Source organism: Cyanobacteria bacterium FACHB-DQ100 (assembly GCA_014695195.1).
Lineage (GTDB): Bacteria > Cyanobacteriota > Cyanobacteriia > Leptolyngbyales > Leptolyngbyaceae > Leptolyngbya.
This window is the reverse complement of the sequence record JACJNW010000028.1, coordinates 532,176-552,716: the sequence shown is the minus strand read 5'-3', so window position 1 is coordinate 552,716 and position 20,541 is coordinate 532,176. Positions and strand designations below refer to the sequence as shown.

Sequence of the window (20,541 nt, the reverse complement as noted above, 5' to 3'; positions counted from 1 at the left end):
ACAAGTCAAATTCCTAACTATGCGATTTCGATCAACAATGCTCCAATGCTTAAGTTGGCAGAAGATGTCGAAAGCATTACGGTCACGGAAGATTTGGAAGCGCCGAGTATGATTGCGATGACCTTAAATACTTACGATGAGATCAACGATAAATTGAATTGGGTAGATGATTCACGGTTAAGTCCAGGCAATGAGATCGCGATCTCATTGGGCTACGGTAACACTCTGGAAACAGTCATAGTAGGAGAAATTACGGGACTGGAGCCAGAGTTTTCGCAAGAACAGGGATCGACTGTTACTGTGCGGGGGCACGATCGCCGTCATCGGTTACTGCGGGGAACGCATACGAATACGTTTATCAAGTTGAAAGATAGCCAAATTGCTCAACAGATTGCGAGCCAGAATGGATTACTGGCAAAGGTCACGGATACTAAGGTGAGCTTGGATTATGTGTTGCAGAATAATGTGAGCGATTTGGCATTTTTGCAGACGCGATCGCAGCGAATCGGCTATGAAGTTTGGATCGAAGATAAAACCCTGCATTTCCAGCCGCCGCAATATCGAACACTGGCACTCACAACCCTAAACTTCGAGCAAGACGTGCTGGAATTTTCGCCCCGCTTGAGCCTTTTGAGTCAGGTGACACAGGTTGAGGTGCGCGGATGGAATTGGAAAGAGAAACAGGCGATTGCCAGCCGATCGGGTGACAACACCATTGCCTCAATGGGAGGTTCGCAAATCGGTGTCAGAGCTAGCCAAAGGGCGTTTGGTGCTGCCAATCGGCAGATTGGGGATCAGCCTGTGCAAAGTAAAGCTGAAGCCGATGCGATGGCACAGGGACAACTTGAAGAGAGGGCGCTGCATTACATTACCGGAGAAGGCACCTGCATCGGCAATCCTAAAATCCGAGCGGGCAGCGTGATTGAGGTTAAAGGGGTGGGAAAACGGTTTAGTGGTCGCTATTACGTGGTCGCAGTGACGCACACCATTTCTGGTGAAGCAGGATATCGCACGGAATTTACCGTTAGGAGAACAGCAGCATGATGGGCATGGACGTTTTGCTTGGCAATGGAAACCCACAGAACGATCGCATCTATGGCGTGACGATCGCGGTGGTGACGAACAGCAAAGACCCCGACAACCTGGGGCGCGTTAAGGTCAAGTTTCCCTGGCTCTCAGATACCGATGAAAGTGATTGGGCAAGGGTTTTATCTCCAATGGCAGGTAAGCAACGGGGATTGTATCTGCTGCCCGAAGTTGGGGATGAAGTCTTAGTTGCATTTGAGCAGGGCGATCCTCAGTTTCCCTATGTTCTGGGCGCTTTGTGGAATGGTCAAGATAAACCGCCTGGCACGAATGAGGATGGCAAAAACAATCAACGCCTCTTCAAATCGCGCAGCGGACATACGATTCTGTTTGATGATACTCAAGGAGAAGAAAAGATTGTCATTCAAGATAAAACAAACAACAACGAAATTTCTATCGATTCTAAGAACAATGTGATTGTGATTAAAAGCGAAAAAGATGTCGCGATCGAAGCGAAAGGAAATATCAGCTTAAGCACCAATAGCGGCAATGTCGCAATTGAGTGCAGCAAATTTTCAGTGAATGCTCAACAAGGGATTGAAATCAAAGCAAACGCGACTTGTGATATCGCAGCTAACACCAGCATTGGCATCAAATGTTTGGCGGGCGTAAAGATCAACGATGGTGCGTTGGAGGTGACTTAATGCCAGCTTATTTGGTTCAACAAGGGGCAACCGTGATCTGCGCCCACGGTGGGCAAGCTCAACCAACGGTGCCGAATCCGCGGGTGAAATTGGGCGGACAACCAACCGTATTACAGACGAGTCCTTATACGATCGCAGGTTGCTCAAATCCACCACCCAATGCCAATGTTGGCCCCTGCACAACTGCCAACTGGACAAGTGGATCAATGCGAATCAAATCGATGGGACAGCCCGTAATCTTGCAAGATAGTCCCTCCGTCTGTGTGCCGACCGGAACGCCCTTAACGGTTGCCGTTGCTCAACTGCGAGTAAAAGGAATTTAGTCATGCCAGGTGATTTTTTAGGAGTTGGATGGACAACGCCAGTCCGTTTGAATGCGGAGGGACAGGTTGACCTCGCGCAGGAAGAAGCTGCGGTGCGCCAATCGATTTGGATGATTCTGAGTACGGCTCCGGGTGAGCGATTGATGCGTCCTGATTTTGGCTGTGGCATTCACGAATTCGTGTTTGCGTCGATGAGTGGTGAAACGATCGGCGAGGTGATGAGCGCGGTCAGCAATGCGCTGATTACTTGGGAACCTCGAATCGATTTAGAAGCAGTCGATGTGTTTCCAGATCCACAACAGTCGAGTCAATTACTGATTCAAATTCATTACCGAGTTCGTACCACCAACAATCGCTTTAATTTAGTTTATCCGTTCTATTTAGAGTAGCCCCCATGTCACTGTTGCCCCCGAAAATCGATTCCCGTTCCTATGACGAAATCGTTGCCCAGGTCGCAATGTTAGCGGAGTATTTCACGCACGATTTACAGAGTGAAATTGAACCCACGATCGCTAACCTACTGAATCGCACCCTGGACGAAGATATTGAGGGGATTGCTTCACAGGGAACTGTTTTGGAGTTAGCGATCGCGCAACAAATTAGTCAGCTTGCTCAACAGGAAAACCGCGATCACATCAAAGTTAGAGGCGGTTGGTATCCACCCGGCACCAGTCAAGTTCGCCCCACCCTTTCTGCACTGGTCGGACATATTCTGAATCAAGATGTGTTAGATGGAACGGAACTGATCGCCGCTCGCGGCACCTCGATCGATACAGCCTTAGCAGAACGAATCAGTCAAATTGAGGGATTAACTTGGGTGAAAGTGCGATCGTCACCGGGCGTGATCGACATCGAACCGACGATCGAGTCGCTATTTGGACAAGTGCTCAATCAAGATATTGCTAATCCTGCCAATCGGAATCAACCGATCGCGCTAAGGGGCACTCGGATCGATTTGCCCTTGGCGGAGCGAATTGTTCAACAAAACCTGAGCCGCATCAATGTAAAAGTTATGCCGGATGCAGGCTGGGCAATGATTCGCCTGTTTAGCCGGATGGCGGTATTGGTGCGCGATCGCTTGAATCAAGTGCCTGAGAAAAACTTTCTCGCGTTTCTCGATTTGATTGGGGCGCAAGTTCTGCCACCTCAAGCAGCTCGTGTCCCATTAACGTTCTATTTAGCAGAGGGAACTACGACCGATGTTTTGGTGCCTGCTCAGACTCCTGTAGCAGCACCCGCAGAACCAGAGGAAGTGGTGTTTGAGACCGAGCATAGTTTGTTAGCCACGATCGCGCAGCTAAAAGCGGTGTTTGTGCATGAGCCTAAGCCCAATCGATATAGCGATCGTACTGCTTCTGCTCTCGGAGAAATCGATGCAGCGTTTCCGGCGTTTGTGGGGGAACAAACGATCGAACGCAGTTTATATGTTGCCTGCGATCAGCTATTGACGCTTCCGGGGACTAAAACTGCAACGCTGATCGTCGATTCTCCGACCGCAGAGGAACTCAAAAATCTAGCCATCACTTGGTCTTATTGGAATGGAACTGATTGGCAGGTCACTCCCGAAACCTCTCAATTCATTAATGGCAAATGGCAAGTTACGTTAACGAATCTGCCTGCCCTCAAGCCGCATTCGCTGGAAGGCACGATTGCCAGAGGCAACAGCGAAGCTCCCGCAGGTTGGTTACAAGGTCAACTTAATACACCCTTATCGAGTCAATCCCCCCGCCTGCACATCGAACAGATTCAGGTGCAGGTGACAATGACGCGCAGTGATATTCAGCCCGATCGTTGTTTTTTCAACACTGCACCGATTGACTTAAGCAAAGATTTCTATCCGTTTGGTGAGCAGCCCCGCTTCAATGACACCTTTTATATTGCGAGTCAAGATGCCTTTGCGAAAGCAGGCACAGATATCACGGTAACGATTGATCTGACTGAAGGTAAGACTGTTAAAAACGATAATATCGAGCTGTCTTGGGAAAGTTGGAACGGACAAGCTTGGGAACGTATCATCACAGCTAGAAATAACATTCCTGCTGCTTTCGGTACTGATAATCCAAACGAATTTACTTTAGCGATACCTCGAACGATCGCCCAAACAACTATCAACGGCGAACAAAATTATTGGGTTCGCGCTCGCGTTATCAAGGGAGATTACGGTGTTGCTGCTTTCTCTGGAAGAATTCCGAATAGCAATCCTCCAGCTTATGAGCTGATTGATGCAACCTTTAAGCCACCATCTCTCGCATCCTTAAAACTGCGCTATCGATATAATGCTGCACCGATCGCTGCTTCTGCGGTTCGGGTTTACGATCGCCTGACTCTCACTGATCCTTTTGCTATCGATCGCACCACAAAATTGATTCAAGAACGCAAATCAGGTGAGAAAACCTTAAAGCTAGAAAGTGTTGAGGGTTGGATTGTTGGCGATCAGATTCGCATCACCAATAGCAATTCTGAAGCAAAGAAAATTACTCAGATTGATCCTACAACTAAGATCGTAACCCTCGACTCTCCGCTGACTCATGCTCACGTATTACACACCTCTGTAATCCGGGATTTCCAACCTTTTCTGCCTGTTGAGGATACCCAACCCACCTTGTATTTAGGCTTCGATCGACCTTTGCCAAATCGCACGATCGCACTTTACTTCCAAGTTGATCCCCCAACGCCCGGAGAAATTACGAACAATCCACGTCCAGAGACTCCGGTACAACTCGTTTGGGAGTATACAACGCCCACAGGTTGGGCGCGTTTAGACGTGCAAGACGAGACAGAACTGTTTAGCGATCGCGGCTTAATTCGGTTGATTGCACCGGATAATTTTGCCGTGCGGCGGGAGTTTGGGCAAGCTTTGTACTGGCTGCGATGTCGTTGGGAAACGGGGAGTTTCCGAGTGCCGCCGCGTTTGCGCCGTCTGCTCACCAATACAATGTGGGCAAGCCAAACCAAAACGCTAACCGATGAAATTCTTGGCTCCAGTACGAGCAATCCGCATCAAAGTTTTCGCTCGATCCAGACTCCAGTTTTAGAGGGACAAACGCTCGAAGTCATTGAAGAATCTGAGACAGTGCCATGGCAGGAAGTCTCCGATTTCTATGGCTCTAGCGCCTCCGATCGACACTACACCCTAGATCGGCTCACAGGCACGATTCGGTTTGGCGATGGGCAGCGGGGCAGAATTCCGCCTGCGGGGAGTAATAATCTGCGATTGCACTATCGCACAGGCGGAGGAACGCAAGGAAATCAAGCCGTAGAAACCATCACGCAACTCAAGACAACGATTCCTTCGGTCGATCGCGTCACTAACTTAGAACCGGCGGGGGGCGGTGCAGCCTCGGAAGCGATCGAGCGAGTCAAAGCGCGGGGTGCCAAATTTTTGCGCCACCGCGATCGCGCGGTGACTGCTGAAGACTTAGAAGATTTAGCATTGGTTGCTTCTCCTGCAGTGGCACGGGCAAAAGCAATCACACCCCGCTTTGATCCGATTACGCTGCAATGGTTTCCCTCCTATCCGATTCGCTTAGATCAAGCTGGGGAGATCCAAGTCAGCGTTGCTGTCGATGCCAGCCGAGCCGCTAATTTGGATTTAGAAGTTAAGCTCTACGGTTCAGCCCAATCGAATGCTTATGCTCAGCAAATTCTCCGATCAAATCGAGACAGACTCACGTTTACTGTCACACCAGAACTCTTCGAGCTAGGCAATGCTTGGAAAATCACTGTTGTGAATCACAACGACAACAATATGCAAGGGACACTAACCATTACAACGCCCAACGGTTCGCAAAACCACGGGTTGGAAGCGCCTGCAAGTAGTGCAAATCGCGAGATTACAGATGCAGGCAAAGTCGAGTTAATGATTGTGCCTCAAAGTACGGCAGCACAGCCCACTCCAAGCTTGATGTTGATCAATCAGGTTGAACAATACTTACGCGATCGCGCCTCTCCCACGCTCGATCTCCAAGTCACAGAGCCTGACTGGGTAGAAGTCACGGTTCGTGCAGTAGTCGTTCCGGTTTCTCTAGATGTTGCGGATGCTGCTAGAACGGCTGCAAATGCTGTATTGACTCGGTTCCTTCATCCTCTCACTGGAGGTTCTAGCGGGCAAGGCTGGTCTTTCGGTCGCCGTCCGTTTCCTTCTGACTTGTATGCTGTTCTCGAATCCATTCCGGAGATTGACCACGTTACCAGTTTAAGTATTGTCAGCATTCCCTCTCTCGGAGATGACCCAACCATTACGCCTTTACCTGCCGATCGGCTAGATCGCTTTCTCATCTATTCCGGCAATCACCAAATCATTCTTCCTTAATCTAAACTCCAAACTCTAAACTCCAGACTCTAAAATTCTATGCCTCTACCGCTCCCCAACCTCGACGATCACACCTACGCTGACCTTGTCGCAGAGATGCGATCGCTCATCCCCAGCGAATTCCCAGAATGGACGGATCACAACCCCAGCGATACCGGAATCATTCTGATGGAATTGCTCGCTTGGCTCACCGAAATGGTGCTCTATCGCGTCAATCAAATTCCCAATAAAAATTACGCAACCTTCTTAAAACTCTTAAATGGCGCAGATTCCATTCCGCCAACCGAATTAGAAACCGCAATTCGAGAAACCATCTTATCGCTACGGGAACGCCACCGAGCCGCTAGCGCAGACGATTTTGAACACTTAATTTTAGAAGATTGGCACACCACACCCACGGCGCAGGCATTGGGCAAACAGGGGATTGTGCGACGAGTGAAATGTTTACCAGAGCGCAATTTAGCGATTTCTCATGACGCTGCACCCGGAAATATCACGATCGTGGTAATTCCCGATGCCCCCGAAACGGAGTTACAACCTCAGCCGACCCTAGCACTACGAGCCGCACTCTGGAAATGGCTCGACCCGCGCCGCCTACTCACCACTCGCCACCACATCATTGCGCCCAATTACGTTCCCGTACAAATCACGGCTCAACTACGCCTAGAACGTGGTATTCAGGCAGACACACTGCGTCCACGAGCGATCGCAGCGCTGCAAGCGTTCTTTCATCCGTTGCGTTGGGAGTTTGGTCGAAGCGTTTATCTTTCAGAAGCCTATCAACTCTTTGATCAAATTCCGGGAGTCGATTATGTCCCTAACGTAACGCTTCAAAACGATCGCGCGCTGACCGAGGTTCCGCTCCAGCAGCATCAGCTTGTGGCGATCGCACTCACTCCCAATAGCTTGACAATCCAAGAGGCATAGATGATCGAGCGCACCAGTAGCTATGAGCAATACTTACCTGCGATCGTCCAAACCGATCCGTTTATTCAACGCTTTCTGCTAGCGTTTGAGCGGGTCTTGAGTGGACTGTTTCCGCCCGACCCGGAAGATCCGATCGCTCAACAACCTGGATTAGAAGAATGGATCGATCGCATTCATACCTATTTCGATCCCCAGCAAGCCCCAGAAGCCTTTCTCCCTTGGCTTGCAAATTGGGTCGCCCTAACGTTGCGAGAAGATTGGGAGGAAGAGGTCAAACGGCGCTTTATTAGCCAGATTGTGCCGCTCTATCGCCAACGGGGAACGAAAGCAGGCTTAGAAAAATTGCTCAAACTCTATACGAATGAAGAAGTCGAAATCGAAGAATTTGAGCACATAACACACTATTTTCAGGTCAAGATGACCCTGAGCGCGAACGATCGCGGGTTACTCCGCCGCAAACAGCAAATTGCTCGCAGCATCATCGACCAAGAGAAGCCTGCCCACACGTTTTATGCCTTACAAATTGTCATTCCTACTATGCAATTGAGAAATGACCCCCGCGTTGGCTTAATCGTGGGCGAAAACACAATTTTAGGCACCAGCCAGCTAGGGCAGTAACGCCAGGAGAACTTTATGGCAGCAGATTACAGGCAATACGATCCGATCGAAAAACGAGTCCGCTATTTTGATGGGCAATTTTTAAAAGACCAAGATTTTGTCGATGAGCAAAAGTACCATCTCGATCGCCAACGTCGCTCCCTCCGGTTTCTGCATAGTCCTGGAATTGTCGAAGGTTTAACGATCGATCCAGGCAGTCAGCAATCGCGAGATGATGTCGATCGCGCCATTGTCCGACCTGGAACTGCGATCGACCCCAAAGGGCAACAAATTGTCCTTGGCAGCCTCAAAGATTTGCCGCTCAAAGAGTTTCGCAATCAAGCGATCGACGTGTTCATTGCCTATCGAGAAGTGGCATCCGATTTGGCTCAAGAAGGCGGAGAATCAAATCGGCGCTGGCACGAAGATCCCGCGATTACGGTACAGAAAACAGATGAATCGCCGCCGGAAAACGCCATTCGACTGGCAAGGTTAACCCTCAATGGCGACGGCAACGTCACCCACGACGGCGATCAAACCGTGCGGCAATATGCAGGCATCAAGCTTCCCACTGCCGATGGCGCGACTTTGAACTTGCGATCGCGCGGCATGGCAGGCAGAAGTTGGGCAACCCTGAGCGGCAGCTTAAACGTCACCGATCAAGTCGGTATCGGCACAACCAGCCCCAATGCCAAGCTAGAAGTCAAATTAGCGAGTGCTTCCACAGAATCTAGCCTCAAACTTGAGCACATTGGTTCCAATCTAGTGGTACGCCCTCTCAGTGCGGGTGGCAATAGTTCTGTGGTTGAGAATACGGGAGGTGGAGCATTGCTCATTAATCCTAGCGGCGCAAATGTTGGCATTGGCAGTAATGAAGCCACGAATCGATTGCACGTGAGCGGCACGACTGGAATTCGGCAAAACTATTTGTACCTGAGCGGCAATGCGGGTGGTAGTAGTTTGTCCTACAATGCCCATCGCAATGCAAATAACAGTAATTGGGTGTTCCCCGATCGCGCTCGCACAGCCGTGACTTTAGAAATGGACGATACAGGAGAAAAACCCCGCTTTGAAGTGTATGCCACCGCCAGCACGAATACCGCAAATTGGACTCAAAGATTGGCGTTAGATTGCAGTACGGGGAATTTCGCGATCGCGCACAATGGCGGAACAGTCGGAATTGGAACCGGGGCATCGACTGCGAGGTTGACAGTTGCTGCAACGACTGAACATTTACGTCTAATCCGCAGCCGTACCGAAACCACGGGCGGAAAACACTTATTTCTGGAGCTATTCCAAGAAGATCCGAGTGTGACGGTTCCAGAAGTCTTTCCCTCGCTTCGATTCCACCATGGAGGACGCTTTTGGCATCGGATTGAAGCCCAAAGTAATGGAATTCATTTCAAACACGGCGATCTCAACTCAGATGCCTACGTAAGAATCTTTGCTGAAAACATGATTGTAACGGGCATGATCGTCATGTGGTCAGGAGCCGCAAATGCAGTTCCAGCAGGATGGTTACTGTGCAATGGTCAAGCCTACAATAATGGTCAGAGCAGAACCCCAGATTTGCAAGATCGGTTCATTGTCGGAGCAGGTCGAAATTATGCATTGGGCAATACGGGCGGAGAAGATACCGTGACTTTGAATATCAATCAGATTCCAAGCCACAATCACTCATTAGATTTTGATAGTGGAGGGGGAGGATTCGGAAGTGTGACCAGTCACAGCATGGCAAAGTCTGATCAACAGGTGAATGTCCTTGCAAACTATCAAGTCCAGACAAATTATGCTGGAGGCAACCAAGCCCACGAAAATAGACCCCCGTATTATGCGCTCTGCTTCATCATCAAGATCTAAGGGATGTGCATCATGAGAGAAAAAATGGAACAACGCTTACAACAGCTCAGAAATGAATATGAAACTGGACAAAAAATGCTGGTGGACTTAGAAGCAAAACAGGTGAATCTCCGAGAAACACTCTTGCGAATTGATGGAGCGATTCAAGTTCTAGAAGAAGTTTTAGAAACAGACTCTACACTTGAATCTGATAACTACTCGCAGGTTGAAACGCCTGTGATCGTCCCCTAATCTCTTACGCCCAACTTCAGAGGAAGCGGCGTGAAATCTACTCTGTTTGACTTGATATATTGAACTAGCTTATCAATGATCGATCGTTTATTTAGGAGCGTGTTATGCGGCAATCTATGCGTCAAACAAAACCTGAAATTGTGTCATCGCAGCCCGTTTCTATCCGGTCAATTCAACCCACTTCCCAGTCCATTTTTTCACCCGATAAACCGTCATTCCGTGGTTTATCAGGTGAATTGATGTCGCTTCAAACCAAACTAGCGGTTGGCGAGGCTGGCGATCGCTTTGAACAAGAAGCGGAACAAACAGCTACTCGTGTAGTTGAGCAAATTCATGCCCCTGCACAGCCCAAAGCCAAACGAACTGAATCGCTACAGCCATTGAAGCAACCCGCTTTTAATGAAGGCAAGAATGCGACACCAGCCCTGGAAGCTTCAATTCAGCAAGCAGTAGGCAGTGGACAGCCATTACCCAACCATTTGCAGCACTCAATGCAAGATGCTTTTGGGCAGAACTTTCAGCAGGTTCGGATTCACACAGATGCGAACGCAAATCAACTGAATCACTCCTTGCAATCTCGCGCCTTCACCACCCAGCAGGATATCTTCTTTCGGCAGGGAAGCTACGATCCTACAAGCCGCAAAGGGCAGGAATTGATTGCCCATGAACTAGCGCATGTTGTCCAGCAAAGCGCTAATCCAGCTGCCCCAGCGATTCAACGGGCAGGAGATAAGATTGCGTTTGAGGCAAAGCCAAGTACTGATAACAATGATGCTGAATTAATTAAGAAAATCGAAGTGGCGATCGCGGAACATCAGAAATCAAAAAGACGTGCGAAAGATAAGATTGAGTCTAGCAAAGATGCCAATATCGTGAAGCTAACTAGAGAAGAGGAACAGAAACTTAAGCAAGTTCAATCGGGGGAGAATGCCAAAAGCGAAAGTAAAGAGATTAGAGATAACTACAAAGAGAAAAAAGTAGAGACTCTGAAGTCATACCATGACAGCTATCTTACGACAGGGTGGAATTTAGATAAACTTCAAACGGAGATCGAGAAGGCAACAAATGGAGAAGTTAGCTTTGGAGAGAACGTTAATGATGAGATTGTCGTCACTAGCAAAAAAACTAAGAAGCCGCTGTACAGCATTCTTTTTGCAGGTAAGAGATTTGGATCTCCCATTACCCAAGAAGGGATGGAACCATTGCGTAATCCCGCCTATAAAAAGAAAGGAACCTCAAAAGAATATGTTCAAGATCAACGGGGGCTATATATTACCCGCTATGTCTATAGAGGTTGTAGCTATCAGCAAATGAACCAGCTTTTCACACAGGGTAAAATGTCTCCTCGAAATCCAACAATGATAATTGGCAATCAAGCTAAAAAATATGATTTTGTGAGCAGAGGAGAACAGGAGAATATCACTCAAGAAGAGCGAGAGTTCCTACAGCAGCGGGATGGAAGTGGTGATGATCAGCGAATGCTTTCAGTGACTCATGCAAAGCCTAAGCGATTAGTTCACAGCAATCACGGAGAATTGTTTACGAGTGAGGCTGTTATTAAAATCGATCTTGCTAAAATCGATCAGGATAAAATTTACAATCAACATCTTGAGGAGTCTCATCACTTCAAAACATCTTTGCGAAATAAAGAATACAACAATACAGCGAAAAGGGAACTAGAGCTGTATAAATATAGTGCAGAAAAAAATAGAGAAACATTACTGGTAGAAGTCCCTAGAAATGCTGTCGTGGAAGTGCAAATTTTCCGAAAAAATAAGTTAGAGAATGTAAGTTTAAGTGGAGCAGAAAGGTATTTCAACCCAGAGATTGAGAGACAAGAAAAGCAAAAGCTAGCAGAGAAACGTGAGGCAGAAGAGCGCAGTCTACATGAAGCAAAAGAGAAGCAGAAGGAGGAGCAGAGAAATAGCCACTATGAGGAGATCAAAAAGGGGCTAGAAAGTATTGCAGCAAATCCCCCAAAGAGGCTTAAAAAAGAAAAAGAATGGTTTGAGAAAGTGATTAACTCTAAATTCTTGGCAGACTATGAGCAAGAAACAGGAAAGACATTGAATCCTAAGCTACTGATGCTTTCAACTCTAGGAGAATTGATTAGTCACGCTCGAAAAAAGAGCAAGGAGGAACAAGACTGAAGCAATAATCCCTAAGCTTATCTACTGTTCTATTTGCAGCGATCGGTAAATGGCTCTGCCAAACTTTGCCCCTCTGCATCTGGTCAAACAGACTGGTAAGCCATAGCCTCTAATGTGAAATCATCTGCTCCAGCACCTTCATGAATCAGTCCGAGTTAGCCTTACTTCTGCCTCTCTTGCAGCGATTGGATCGACTGCTGGAACAAGCAGCAAGCGATGAGAAGCAGCAAAGTCCCCTAATTCTGACTGCAGACATTTCACCTGATTCGCGGCTTGCCTCAGTGCAGCAGAAGTTCAGCTTGTCTCAGTTCGACCTAGACGTGATCGCGATCGCGCTTGCGCCCGAACTCGATCGCCGCTATGAGTCTCTGTATGCTTATCTCCAAGATGATGTTCGCGCTAAACGTCCCAGCGTTGATCTCGCCTTAAATCTCCTATGTTCGGATGCGATCGAGCGATTGGAAAAGCGCGATCGCTTTGCTTCGACCGCCCCCTCGATTCGAGAAGGGTTGCTTTCTTTAGAATCTGAGCAAATTAGACCGACCCTGCTTGCCCAAGAGTTACATCTCAACCCTCAATTGATTCGATTCTTGCTGCATCAGCCTGGACTTGATCGCGGTGGTGAACTCGTGCAATCAATCGTCAGTTTAGAAGAACTCCCCAATGAGTTGAGCCAGCAGTTAAAGGCATTGGTCGATCAAGATTGGCAGATGCCCGTATACTTTCAGGGCAGCGATCGCGCCCTCAAACGAAAAGCAGCGCAAGCCTTGGCGAAAGCTTTGAATTGTCCTTTACTGATTGCAGCCCAAGCGACTGATATTGCTTACTGGGTTCGAGAAGCCTGGTTTCAAAACGCATTGCTTTATGTTGAGATTGATTCTGAAACCGTTCCAGCACTCCGCAAAACTCGGATGCTTCTGTCGGGTGAACAACCGTTTCGCTCGGCTGAACCTCTTGGAATCGTGACGCTGATGTTTCCGATGCCAAATTTTACTCAACGTCAGCAAGCTTGGAAAAAGTATTTAGAAGAAGTGAATCTTGCGATCGCTGCAAGTGATCTTGATGCCTTGGCAGATCGGTTTCGGCTGACAGACACTCAGATTGTTGATGCGATCGCAACCGCTCGTCATGTTGCGGAATGGAAGTCAGAGCCGATCAACTTATTTGCTGCGGCTCGCGCTCAATCGGGACAAGACATGACTGGACTGGCCCGCAAAATCAACCCAGTGTATGGATGGGATGACATTATCCTGTCCACCGATTCAAAAGCACAGCTAGAAGAACTCTGCAATCAGGCAAAGTATCGACCGAAAGTTTATCAAGACTGGGGTTTTGGAAAACGATTATCGCGGGGCAAAGGCTTAAATGTGCTGTTTTCGGGATTACCGGGAACAGGCAAAACAATGGCGGCAGAAGTGATTGCTCAGGAGTTACAGCTTGATCTGTATCAGATTGATCTGTCGCAGATTGTAAGTAAGTATATTGGCGAAACCGAGAAGAATCTCGATCGCATCTTTACCGCCGCCGCCAACTCCAATGCAATTTTGTTGTTTGACGAAGCCGATGCCCTGTTTGGCAAACGATCGGAGGTGCAGGATTCCCACGATCGCTACGCCAACATTGAAATTGGCTATCTGTTGCAAAAGATGGAAGAGTATGAAGGCATTGCTATCCTCACGACGAATTTACGCAGCAGTCTGGATGATGCTTTTGTGCGGCGATTGCGATTTATGATCGATTTTCCCCTGCCGAATGAACGCGATCGCTTGTGCATCTGGGAGCGAATTTTTCCAGCCGCAACCCCGCGTAGTCCTGATGTCGATCTATCTGCGATGGCGCGGCGATTTGAAATTAGCGGTGCCAATATTCGCAATATTGCTCTAGCTGCCGCATTTCTAGCGGCGAGTGAGGGCGGTGTGATTACGATGACGCATCTAATTCGAGCGACTCAGCGCGAGTACCAAAAGATGGGGAAGTTATTGATGGATGACTGGCACTAAGATCATCAAGTCTGAGACCTTGCAACCACCGCCTATTCAGGGAACCAATGGTCAACCCTTAAAATGGATACGTATTCACCCTGCTTTGATTTATTCTCAAGGCAGGGTTTTTGGTGTTTTGGCAAAGCGATATGAAGCACTTTATTGGCATTGATATTGGGACAACCAGTACAAAAGCGATCGTCGTTTCATCGACAGGTGAAGTTAAAAGTATTGCTAGTCAGGAATATCCCTTACTTTCTGCCCAGCCCCGATTTGCAGAGCAAGATCCAAACGTAATTTTTGAGGCTGTTTTGCGATCCGTGCAAGCAGCCGTACAGCAAGCACAGTTATCAAGTCGAGATGTTGCTGCGGTTGGATGTGGTTCTGCAATGCACAGCTTGATTGTCATGGGTGCAGATCATTCTGCTTTGAGCCAGAGTATTACTTGGGCAGATAGTCGGAGTGTGAGGCAAGCAGAAGCCTTGAAGCAACAAGAAAACTGGATTTATCAAAACACCGGAACCCCTCTGCATCCGATGTCACCGCTCACAAAATTGCTATGGATGCGGGAGTGCGATTTAGAGCGATTTAACAAGGCTGCAAAGTTCATCTCGATTAAAGAGTATGTTCTGTATCAGTGGTTCGATCGATATGTAGTAGATTACTCGATCGCCTCTGCAACTGGATTGTTTAATCTCAGAACTTTGGCCTGGGACAAGCATGTACTTGAACTTGCACAAATTCGACCGAATCAATTAAGTGAGCTAGTTCCAACGACCCACATTCTGCAAGGCATGAAACCACAATATGCAGAACGGATGGGACTTGATCCGAATGTTCCGGTTGTGATTGGTGCGAGTGATGGAGCGTTAGCCAATATTGGAGTTGGGGCAATTACATCAAATCAGTTAGCAATCACGATCGGCACCAGTAGCGCAGTCCGAAAAGTAGTGTCTGAGCCTTTAACCGATTCACAAGCCAGAACATTCTGCTATGCCATTACTGAGAAACAATGGTTGATTGGCGGTGCTTCTAACAATGGGGGTATTGTCTTAAGGTGGTTTCGAGATAACTTTGGACAACAAGATTCGTATGATTCCCTGATTCAACTGGCTAAGACTGTTTCGGCGGGTGCAGAGGGATTGTTGTTTTTACCGTTTCTTTCTGGTGAACGTGCGCCCTATTGGAATGCAGAGGCGCGAGGAGTGTTCTTTGGTATGTCTTTACAGCATCAGCGATCGCACTTTGTTCGCGCTGTCTTAGAGGGTGTTTTGTTTGCTGCTTATAGCATTAACACTGTGCTGAGTGAACTGACTGGAACGAGTCAAACGATTCTGGCATCCGGGGGATTTGCACGATCGTACCTTTGGCGGCAAATGATGGCTGATGTGTTTGGGATCGAAGTGCTTGTGCCCGAAGTCTATGAAGCGAGTGGATTTGGAGCAGTTGTTTTAGCGATGTATGCGATTAATCAGATTGATCAGCTAGAGGAAGGACGATCAATGATTCGGATTCGCGATCGACATTCTCCAAACTTACAGCTATCCGAACAATATCACAAGCAATTTGAACGCTATGAAAGGCTCTATCAACAGTTAGAGCCAGAGTTTTCGAGACAATGAACTAAGCAATCTAAATGCTCTGCTGTATGAGTTGCCATGACCGTCATCCGAATTCGGCTCGTTGGAACAGTCGGCGGTCGAATCGCTGGTGCAAAGATGCTCTGATTTTGTAATGCTTGTGCGGTTTTTAGAGCCGTTTGAACATCGGGTAATTGCCAACAGAGAATCGGGGATTCCGAAGGCAACAGATCGAAGTTCGTTAGCTTTGATTTGAGATAAGCGACATTTTGCCAAAGCCGCGATCGCCGTTCTGGCTCCTGTTGAACGATCTGAATGGCACACAAAGCCGCAGCACTATCAGCGGGTGATAATCCTGTTGTGTAAATCCAACTTGGCGCACGATTTCTAAGGAAATCAATCAGTAATGCAGAACCAGCTACATAACCACCTAAGCTACCTAATGCTTTGCTCAAAGTTCCCATCTGCACCAGTGCCTGTCCGGTACAACCAAAATGCTCGACACATCCTGCACCTGTTGCGCCCATCACTCCGGTCGCGTGAGCTTCATCGACTAATACCATTGAGTCAAACTGTTCTGCTAAGTCCAGAATTTCAGGCAACGGACAGAGATCGCCATCCATGCTGAATACGGTATCTGTGAGAATCAGGCATTTTTGAAAGTGCGATCGCTGTTGTTCGAGCTTGGTGCGTAAGTCCTGCATTTCACAGTGCCGATACTCCAAAATCGTTGCACCGCTCACAATTGCACCATTTCGTAAGCTCGAATGATTGTATTGATCAGACAGAATTAAGTCACGTTTGCCGACTAAGGCTGCGATCGTTCCTAAATTTGCTAAGTAGCCAGAGCTAAACACGATCGCATCTTCAGTTTGTTTCAGTTGTGCGATCGCGGATTCTAGCTTTCGGTGTAAAGGTCGATGTCCCGTGAGCAATCTTGAGCCGGTGCTTCCTGTTCCGTATTGTTCAACAGCTTGAATTGCAGCATCAATTAAACGCTGATCGATTGCGAGTCCAAGATAGTCATTACTTGCAAAGTTGAGATAAGCGCGGTGATCAATCTGAATGACTGCACCGGGACGATCAATCGTTTTAGTCGATCGATGCCAACCTGCGCGGTCGATCGACCTTAACGATTGTTCAATCCAAGCATACGGATCATTCTTCATTCGGTTGCTCTCGAATTTCTGCATTTTTACCGCGCACCGGGGGCAGTTTATCGACTAAACCCATTTCAAAGGCAACATCAGGAAGTTCGCCTGCAATGTATCGACCCGGTTGATAAACTTTTCCGGGTGTAAAGCAAGTTTGACGCAATTGAACTGTTTCAGCAGGGAGAAACATTGTTCTCGACATCCGGCGTTCGATTCCCATGATTTAAACCTCAATTTGATTCTGCTGCATATAACTTAGCAACCAGTTCGCCATTGTTGCACGTCGAGTTTTTCGCGGCACGAGTTGATCGACGGTATATCCCGAAAATCCAAGCTTTTCTTTCAATAGCTGCTTATTTTCTGGTGGAATCGATCGCGTTAATTTCACAACCGCTGGACGACTTTCAATAAAGTTCGGCGGTTCAGGATAGGTTTCTAACCATTCTGGAGAAGCAGTTCCGTCATCGTAACCGAGATAGTGACAAACCAAGCGATTTGCGGTTGTATCGTCGATCGTGTCGTTCAAAATCGCCCAAATCGTATCGGAGTTTAACGGAGGTAAATCAAGCATTGTTCTTGCTTCGAGAATTTATTCACGATCGACCATTATCGAACGATTTGCACAAATTTCCGAATCGCTTCTAAATCTTCGAGGCTAAATTCTGCATCGTTATGTTCTGCGCCTCGAATAAAGATTAATTGCTTTCGAGTCGGAGTTGCCTCGTATAAAGCCTGACTCATCGACGGTGGCACTAAGCTATCTGCATCGCCATGAAAATACAGCACAGGTACTTTTAGAGATCGTACTTTGTCGATCGAGTTAAATCGCTGTGTCAAGATTAGCTCCAACGGAAACAAGCGAAAATGCTTCTGTCTCAGCGCCATATCCTTCATTGAGGTAAACGAGCTTTGAACAATTAGCGCTCTCGCATCAGGATGTTTTGTCGCAAGATCGATCGCAACTGCACCGCCGATCGAATATCCGTAAATCGTGATTTGATTCGGTGGAATCTTGCGATCGTTTGTCAAATAGTTCCAGGCTGCTTCAGCATCTGCGTAAACTTGCGATTCTGAGGGAAATCCGCCTTCACTTTTTGCATATCCTCGATAGCTAATTACCAGCACCGAAAAACCCAAATCATGAAGTCGATCCATTTGATCGATGCCGCCCAACGTCCCACCATTGCCATGAAAATAAAGCACCGTTCCTAAGCTTGGATCTTTGCCCGGAAGCCACCAGCCATGAATCCGTTCGGTTTGACCTAACCAATTTTTCGCCGGAATCCAAACTTCTTGAGCCGATAGACCGAGCGTTGCAGGCGTTTTGTAGACCGTGCGCGTTGGGATGAAGATAAATCGAGTCTGAATAAAAAATAGGACAAGACAGACGATCGCATAAATCCGCAGTGCGACAATCAAAATCTTGTAAAGTTCATCCAAGTTAAATTTCATCGATTGTATTCAACTCATACCAAATTGATTTGTGGATGCAACAGATTCTCGCCCCCTAAATCCCCCATTCTGGGGGACTTTGAGTATGATCTGTCGCGTTCTATGTTTAATTCGGTATCAATCACTGGGATCTGATTCGCTATTTTAGCAATCTACGCGAAAAGCAAACGCCCTTTCGGTTCGGGAATCGATCGTCCTAGCTCCTGAGCAGTTGCAATCCATTGCTGAATGACGACTTCAACATTTTGCACAGCTTCTTGATACGTTTCTCCGTCTGCGGCGCATCCAGGCAGTTCGGGCACTTCGACAATGAATGCCTGGTCGATCTCACTCCAGTAAATAATCAGTTCATACTTAATCTTCATCTTCTTCGCCTGCAAGTTGATACTTCAAAATAACGTTACGAACTTGTTTAACCTGATATGGCTTTGCTTTTCCTTGTTTGGGCTGAAGATTCAAGATGTCTTCAATTCCCTCCTTGAAGAAGATGTGATGGCTTCCTTGAATGCGTTGCTCAAATCCCAGGTTTGTCAGAAGGTTGCACAGCGATTCAAATGGAATATTAGCATCGGAGGTTCCGAGAAGAATTTTGACCAGCAGCTTATCTTGGCGATTCACTTAGTCTGCTTTTCACCTCTACAGCTTTGATTTGACGAACGTTGCTAAACGATCGATCCCCTTCTCAATCGTTGCCATATCTGTTGCGTAAGACAGTCGAATATGATCATCCGCATCAAAGGCAATTCCAGGAATCACCGCTACTTTCTGCTCAGTTAATAAGCCATCACAAAACTCTAGTGAACTCATGCCAAACTTGCTGATATCAATCATCAGATAGAATGCACCATCGGGTTTGATATAGCTTAATCCTGGAATTGCAGCGACTAAATCGACGATCGCTTGTCTGCGTTCTGCAAATGCCTGCCGCATTAGTTCAACTGATTCATTTGATCGCGGATCTTCATAGGCTGCGATCGCGCCATATTGAGCAAAGGTACACACATTCGAGGTGCTGTGTCCCTGAATCTTGCTGGCAGCTTTAATTAAATCAACATTACCCGCAAGATAACCAACCCGCCATCCGGTCATCGAATAAGCCTTGGCAAATCCATGACTGATGAGGGTGCGATCGAATGCTTCCGGACTCACTGCGGCAATACTTAAATGTTCTGCACCGTCATACAGCAGGCGTTCGTAAATTTCATCGGAAACAACATAGATATCTTTCTCAACGATCACTTGAGCGATCGCTCGAATTTCATCCGGTGTGTAAACCATTCCGGTTGGATTCGAGGGCGAATTGAGAATAAACAGCTTTGTTTTATCCGTGATTGCTTCTCGTAATTGATTCGGAGTGATTTTGAATTGAGTTTCTGCGGTGGTTTTAACCACGATCGGCGTTCCGCCCGCAAGCTTGATCATTTCGGGATAGCTCACCCAGTACGGAGCCGGAATGATCACTTCATCCCCCGGATCAATCATTGCCATCATTAAGTTGTAGAGCGAATGCTTTCCGCCATTCGTCACAATGATGTTTTCAGGCTTGTAGGTTAATTGATTTTCGCGCTGGAGTTTGCGGACGATCGCTTCTCGCAACAACGGTTCACCTGCTGCGGGGCCGTAGCGCGTTTTTCCTTGTTTGAGCGCATCAGTGGCGGCTTGCTTGATGTGTTCTGGCGTGTCGAAGTCGGGTTCACCTGCGCTGAAGCTACAAATATCAATGCCCTCGCGCTTCATGGCTTTTGCTTTTGCATCGATCGCGAGGGTGAGCGAAGGCGTTACCTGACTTACTCGTGCTGCCAGTTTCATATCAACGGTTTTGAATCAAGGTGGCTGGTGAAGGGAAGCGTCTTAACCGGACGCAACTAAAGGATTCTAACGCGATCCTCGATCGTTGTGCCGCAAACTTTAACCTCAGTTTAATGAGCGTTAATCACAGATTGCTTCTAATGTTACGTGAGTTCGATACAAGTCTTGGCTGCGTTCGGATCTGCGGGTAGCCCCCTAAATCCCCCAATCGTGGGGGACTTTGAAGGTTAGAAAGCTTCTTAAATTTAGAGAATTGCCATTCTTTCTCTGAGTCCCCCACCCGTGGGGGATTTAGGGGGCAGAGCGCTCAAATCGAAGCGAAAAAACTCATCGAACTGACATTAATGTTGTGCAGCTCGCGAGGACTTTTAAGCGCGATCGCAAATCAAAATAATTCGCCCTCTTAGCGCGACGCTTGAGAAACTGATTCTAGA

At 47.6% G+C, this 20,541-nt stretch carries 19 protein-coding genes; 12 read left to right on the top strand and 7 right to left on the bottom strand.

Translation table 11 applies throughout. The annotated features are described in order from the left end of the window. Window positions 1–9: 9 nt before the first annotated feature. The 12 genes from H6F51_13750 to H6F51_13695 all read left to right on the top strand — a co-directional run bounded on the left by H6F51_13750 (window position 10) and on the right by H6F51_13695 (window position 15,734). Window positions 10–1,044, top strand: coding sequence for a phage late control D family protein (locus H6F51_13750; protein MBD1823547.1), 1,035 nt, complete (start codon window positions 10–12; stop codon window positions 1,042–1,044). Next, entirely contained in the window at window positions 1,041–1,730 is a 690-nt protein-coding gene (locus tag H6F51_13745; GenBank protein ID MBD1823546.1) for a phage tail protein, read from the top strand. Before H6F51_13750 ends, H6F51_13745 begins: the two co-directional genes overlap by 4 nt. Next, entirely contained in the window at window positions 1,730–2,053 is a 324-nt protein-coding gene (locus H6F51_13740) for a hypothetical protein (GenBank protein MBD1823545.1), read from the top strand. Before H6F51_13745 ends, H6F51_13740 begins: the two co-directional genes overlap by 1 nt. A 2-nt stretch (window positions 2,054–2,055) precedes the next feature. Continuing rightward, complete coding sequence (locus tag H6F51_13735) at window positions 2,056–2,442, top strand: GPW/gp25 family protein (GenBank protein ID MBD1823544.1); 387 nt, start codon at window positions 2,056–2,058, stop codon at window positions 2,440–2,442. Between the two features lie 5 nt (window positions 2,443–2,447). After that, window positions 2,448–6,365, top strand: a complete 3,918-nt coding sequence (locus tag H6F51_13730) for a baseplate J/gp47 family protein (protein ID MBD1823543.1) — start codon at window positions 2,448–2,450, stop codon at window positions 6,363–6,365. A 39-nt stretch (window positions 6,366–6,404) separates the two neighbouring features. After that, window positions 6,405–7,292, top strand: coding sequence for a baseplate J/gp47 family protein (locus H6F51_13725; GenBank protein ID MBD1823542.1), 888 nt, complete (start codon window positions 6,405–6,407; stop codon window positions 7,290–7,292). Continuing rightward, entirely contained in the window at window positions 7,293–7,910 is a 618-nt protein-coding gene (locus H6F51_13720; GenBank protein ID MBD1823541.1) for a phage tail protein I, read from the top strand. Window positions 7,911–8,930: 1,020 nt separating this feature from the next. After that, on the top strand, window positions 8,931–9,749 hold the full coding sequence (locus H6F51_13715) for a tail fiber protein (GenBank protein MBD1823540.1): 819 nt from the start codon (window positions 8,931–8,933) through the stop codon (window positions 9,747–9,749). 12 nt (window positions 9,750–9,761) lie between these two features. Next, window positions 9,762–9,980: a hypothetical protein gene (locus H6F51_13710; GenBank protein ID MBD1823539.1), complete on the top strand. Its 219-nt coding sequence runs from the start codon at window positions 9,762–9,764 to the stop codon at window positions 9,978–9,980. A gap of 104 nt (window positions 9,981–10,084) precedes the next feature. Next, window positions 10,085–12,130, top strand: a complete 2,046-nt coding sequence (locus H6F51_13705; GenBank protein MBD1823538.1) for a DUF4157 domain-containing protein — start codon at window positions 10,085–10,087, stop codon at window positions 12,128–12,130. Window positions 12,131–12,270: 140 nt separating this feature from the next. Next, window positions 12,271–14,130 carry an ATP-binding protein gene (locus tag H6F51_13700; protein MBD1823537.1) on the top strand — a complete coding sequence of 620 codons (1,860 nt, stop codon included), beginning with the start codon at window positions 12,271–12,273 and terminating at the stop codon, window positions 14,128–14,130. A gap of 131 nt (window positions 14,131–14,261) precedes the next feature. Next, window positions 14,262–15,734, top strand: coding sequence for a gluconokinase (locus H6F51_13695; GenBank protein ID MBD1823536.1), 1,473 nt, complete (start codon window positions 14,262–14,264; stop codon window positions 15,732–15,734). On the opposite strand, the gene bioF is transcribed toward H6F51_13695, so the two are convergent. The 7 genes from bioF to H6F51_13660 form a co-directional block, all read right to left on the bottom strand. Then, window positions 15,701–16,861, bottom strand: coding sequence for an 8-amino-7-oxononanoate synthase (gene bioF / locus H6F51_13690; GenBank protein MBD1823535.1), 1,161 nt, complete (start codon window positions 16,859–16,861; stop codon window positions 15,701–15,703). The two genes, H6F51_13695 and bioF, sit on opposite strands and share 34 nt — an antisense overlap. After that, a complete protein-coding gene (locus H6F51_13685) occupies window positions 16,851–17,066 on the bottom strand; it encodes a hypothetical protein (protein MBD1823534.1) in 216 nt (71 codons plus the stop codon). Before H6F51_13685 ends, bioF begins: the two co-directional genes overlap by 11 nt. Before the next feature lie 3 nt (window positions 17,067–17,069). After that, a complete protein-coding gene (locus H6F51_13680) occupies window positions 17,070–17,417 on the bottom strand; it encodes a DUF1823 family protein (GenBank protein ID MBD1823533.1) in 348 nt (115 codons plus the stop codon). 35 nt (window positions 17,418–17,452) lie between these two features. After that, window positions 17,453–18,298: an alpha/beta fold hydrolase gene (locus H6F51_13675; protein ID MBD1823532.1), complete on the bottom strand. Its 846-nt coding sequence runs from the start codon at window positions 18,296–18,298 to the stop codon at window positions 17,453–17,455. 152 nt (window positions 18,299–18,450) lie between these two features. Beyond that, the gene (locus H6F51_13670; GenBank protein ID MBD1823531.1) at window positions 18,451–18,663 is read right to left on the bottom strand and encodes a type II toxin-antitoxin system HicB family antitoxin; all 213 of its coding nucleotides are present in this window, start codon (window positions 18,661–18,663) and stop codon (window positions 18,451–18,453) included. Continuing rightward, window positions 18,653–18,916 carry a type II toxin-antitoxin system HicA family toxin gene (locus H6F51_13665; protein MBD1823530.1) on the bottom strand — a complete coding sequence of 88 codons (264 nt, stop codon included), beginning with the start codon at window positions 18,914–18,916 and terminating at the stop codon, window positions 18,653–18,655. Before H6F51_13665 ends, H6F51_13670 begins: the two co-directional genes overlap by 11 nt. A gap of 18 nt (window positions 18,917–18,934) precedes the next feature. Beyond that, window positions 18,935–20,107, bottom strand: a complete 1,173-nt coding sequence (locus H6F51_13660; protein ID MBD1823529.1) for a pyridoxal phosphate-dependent aminotransferase — start codon at window positions 20,105–20,107, stop codon at window positions 18,935–18,937. Between the last annotated feature and the right edge of the window lie 434 nt (window positions 20,108–20,541).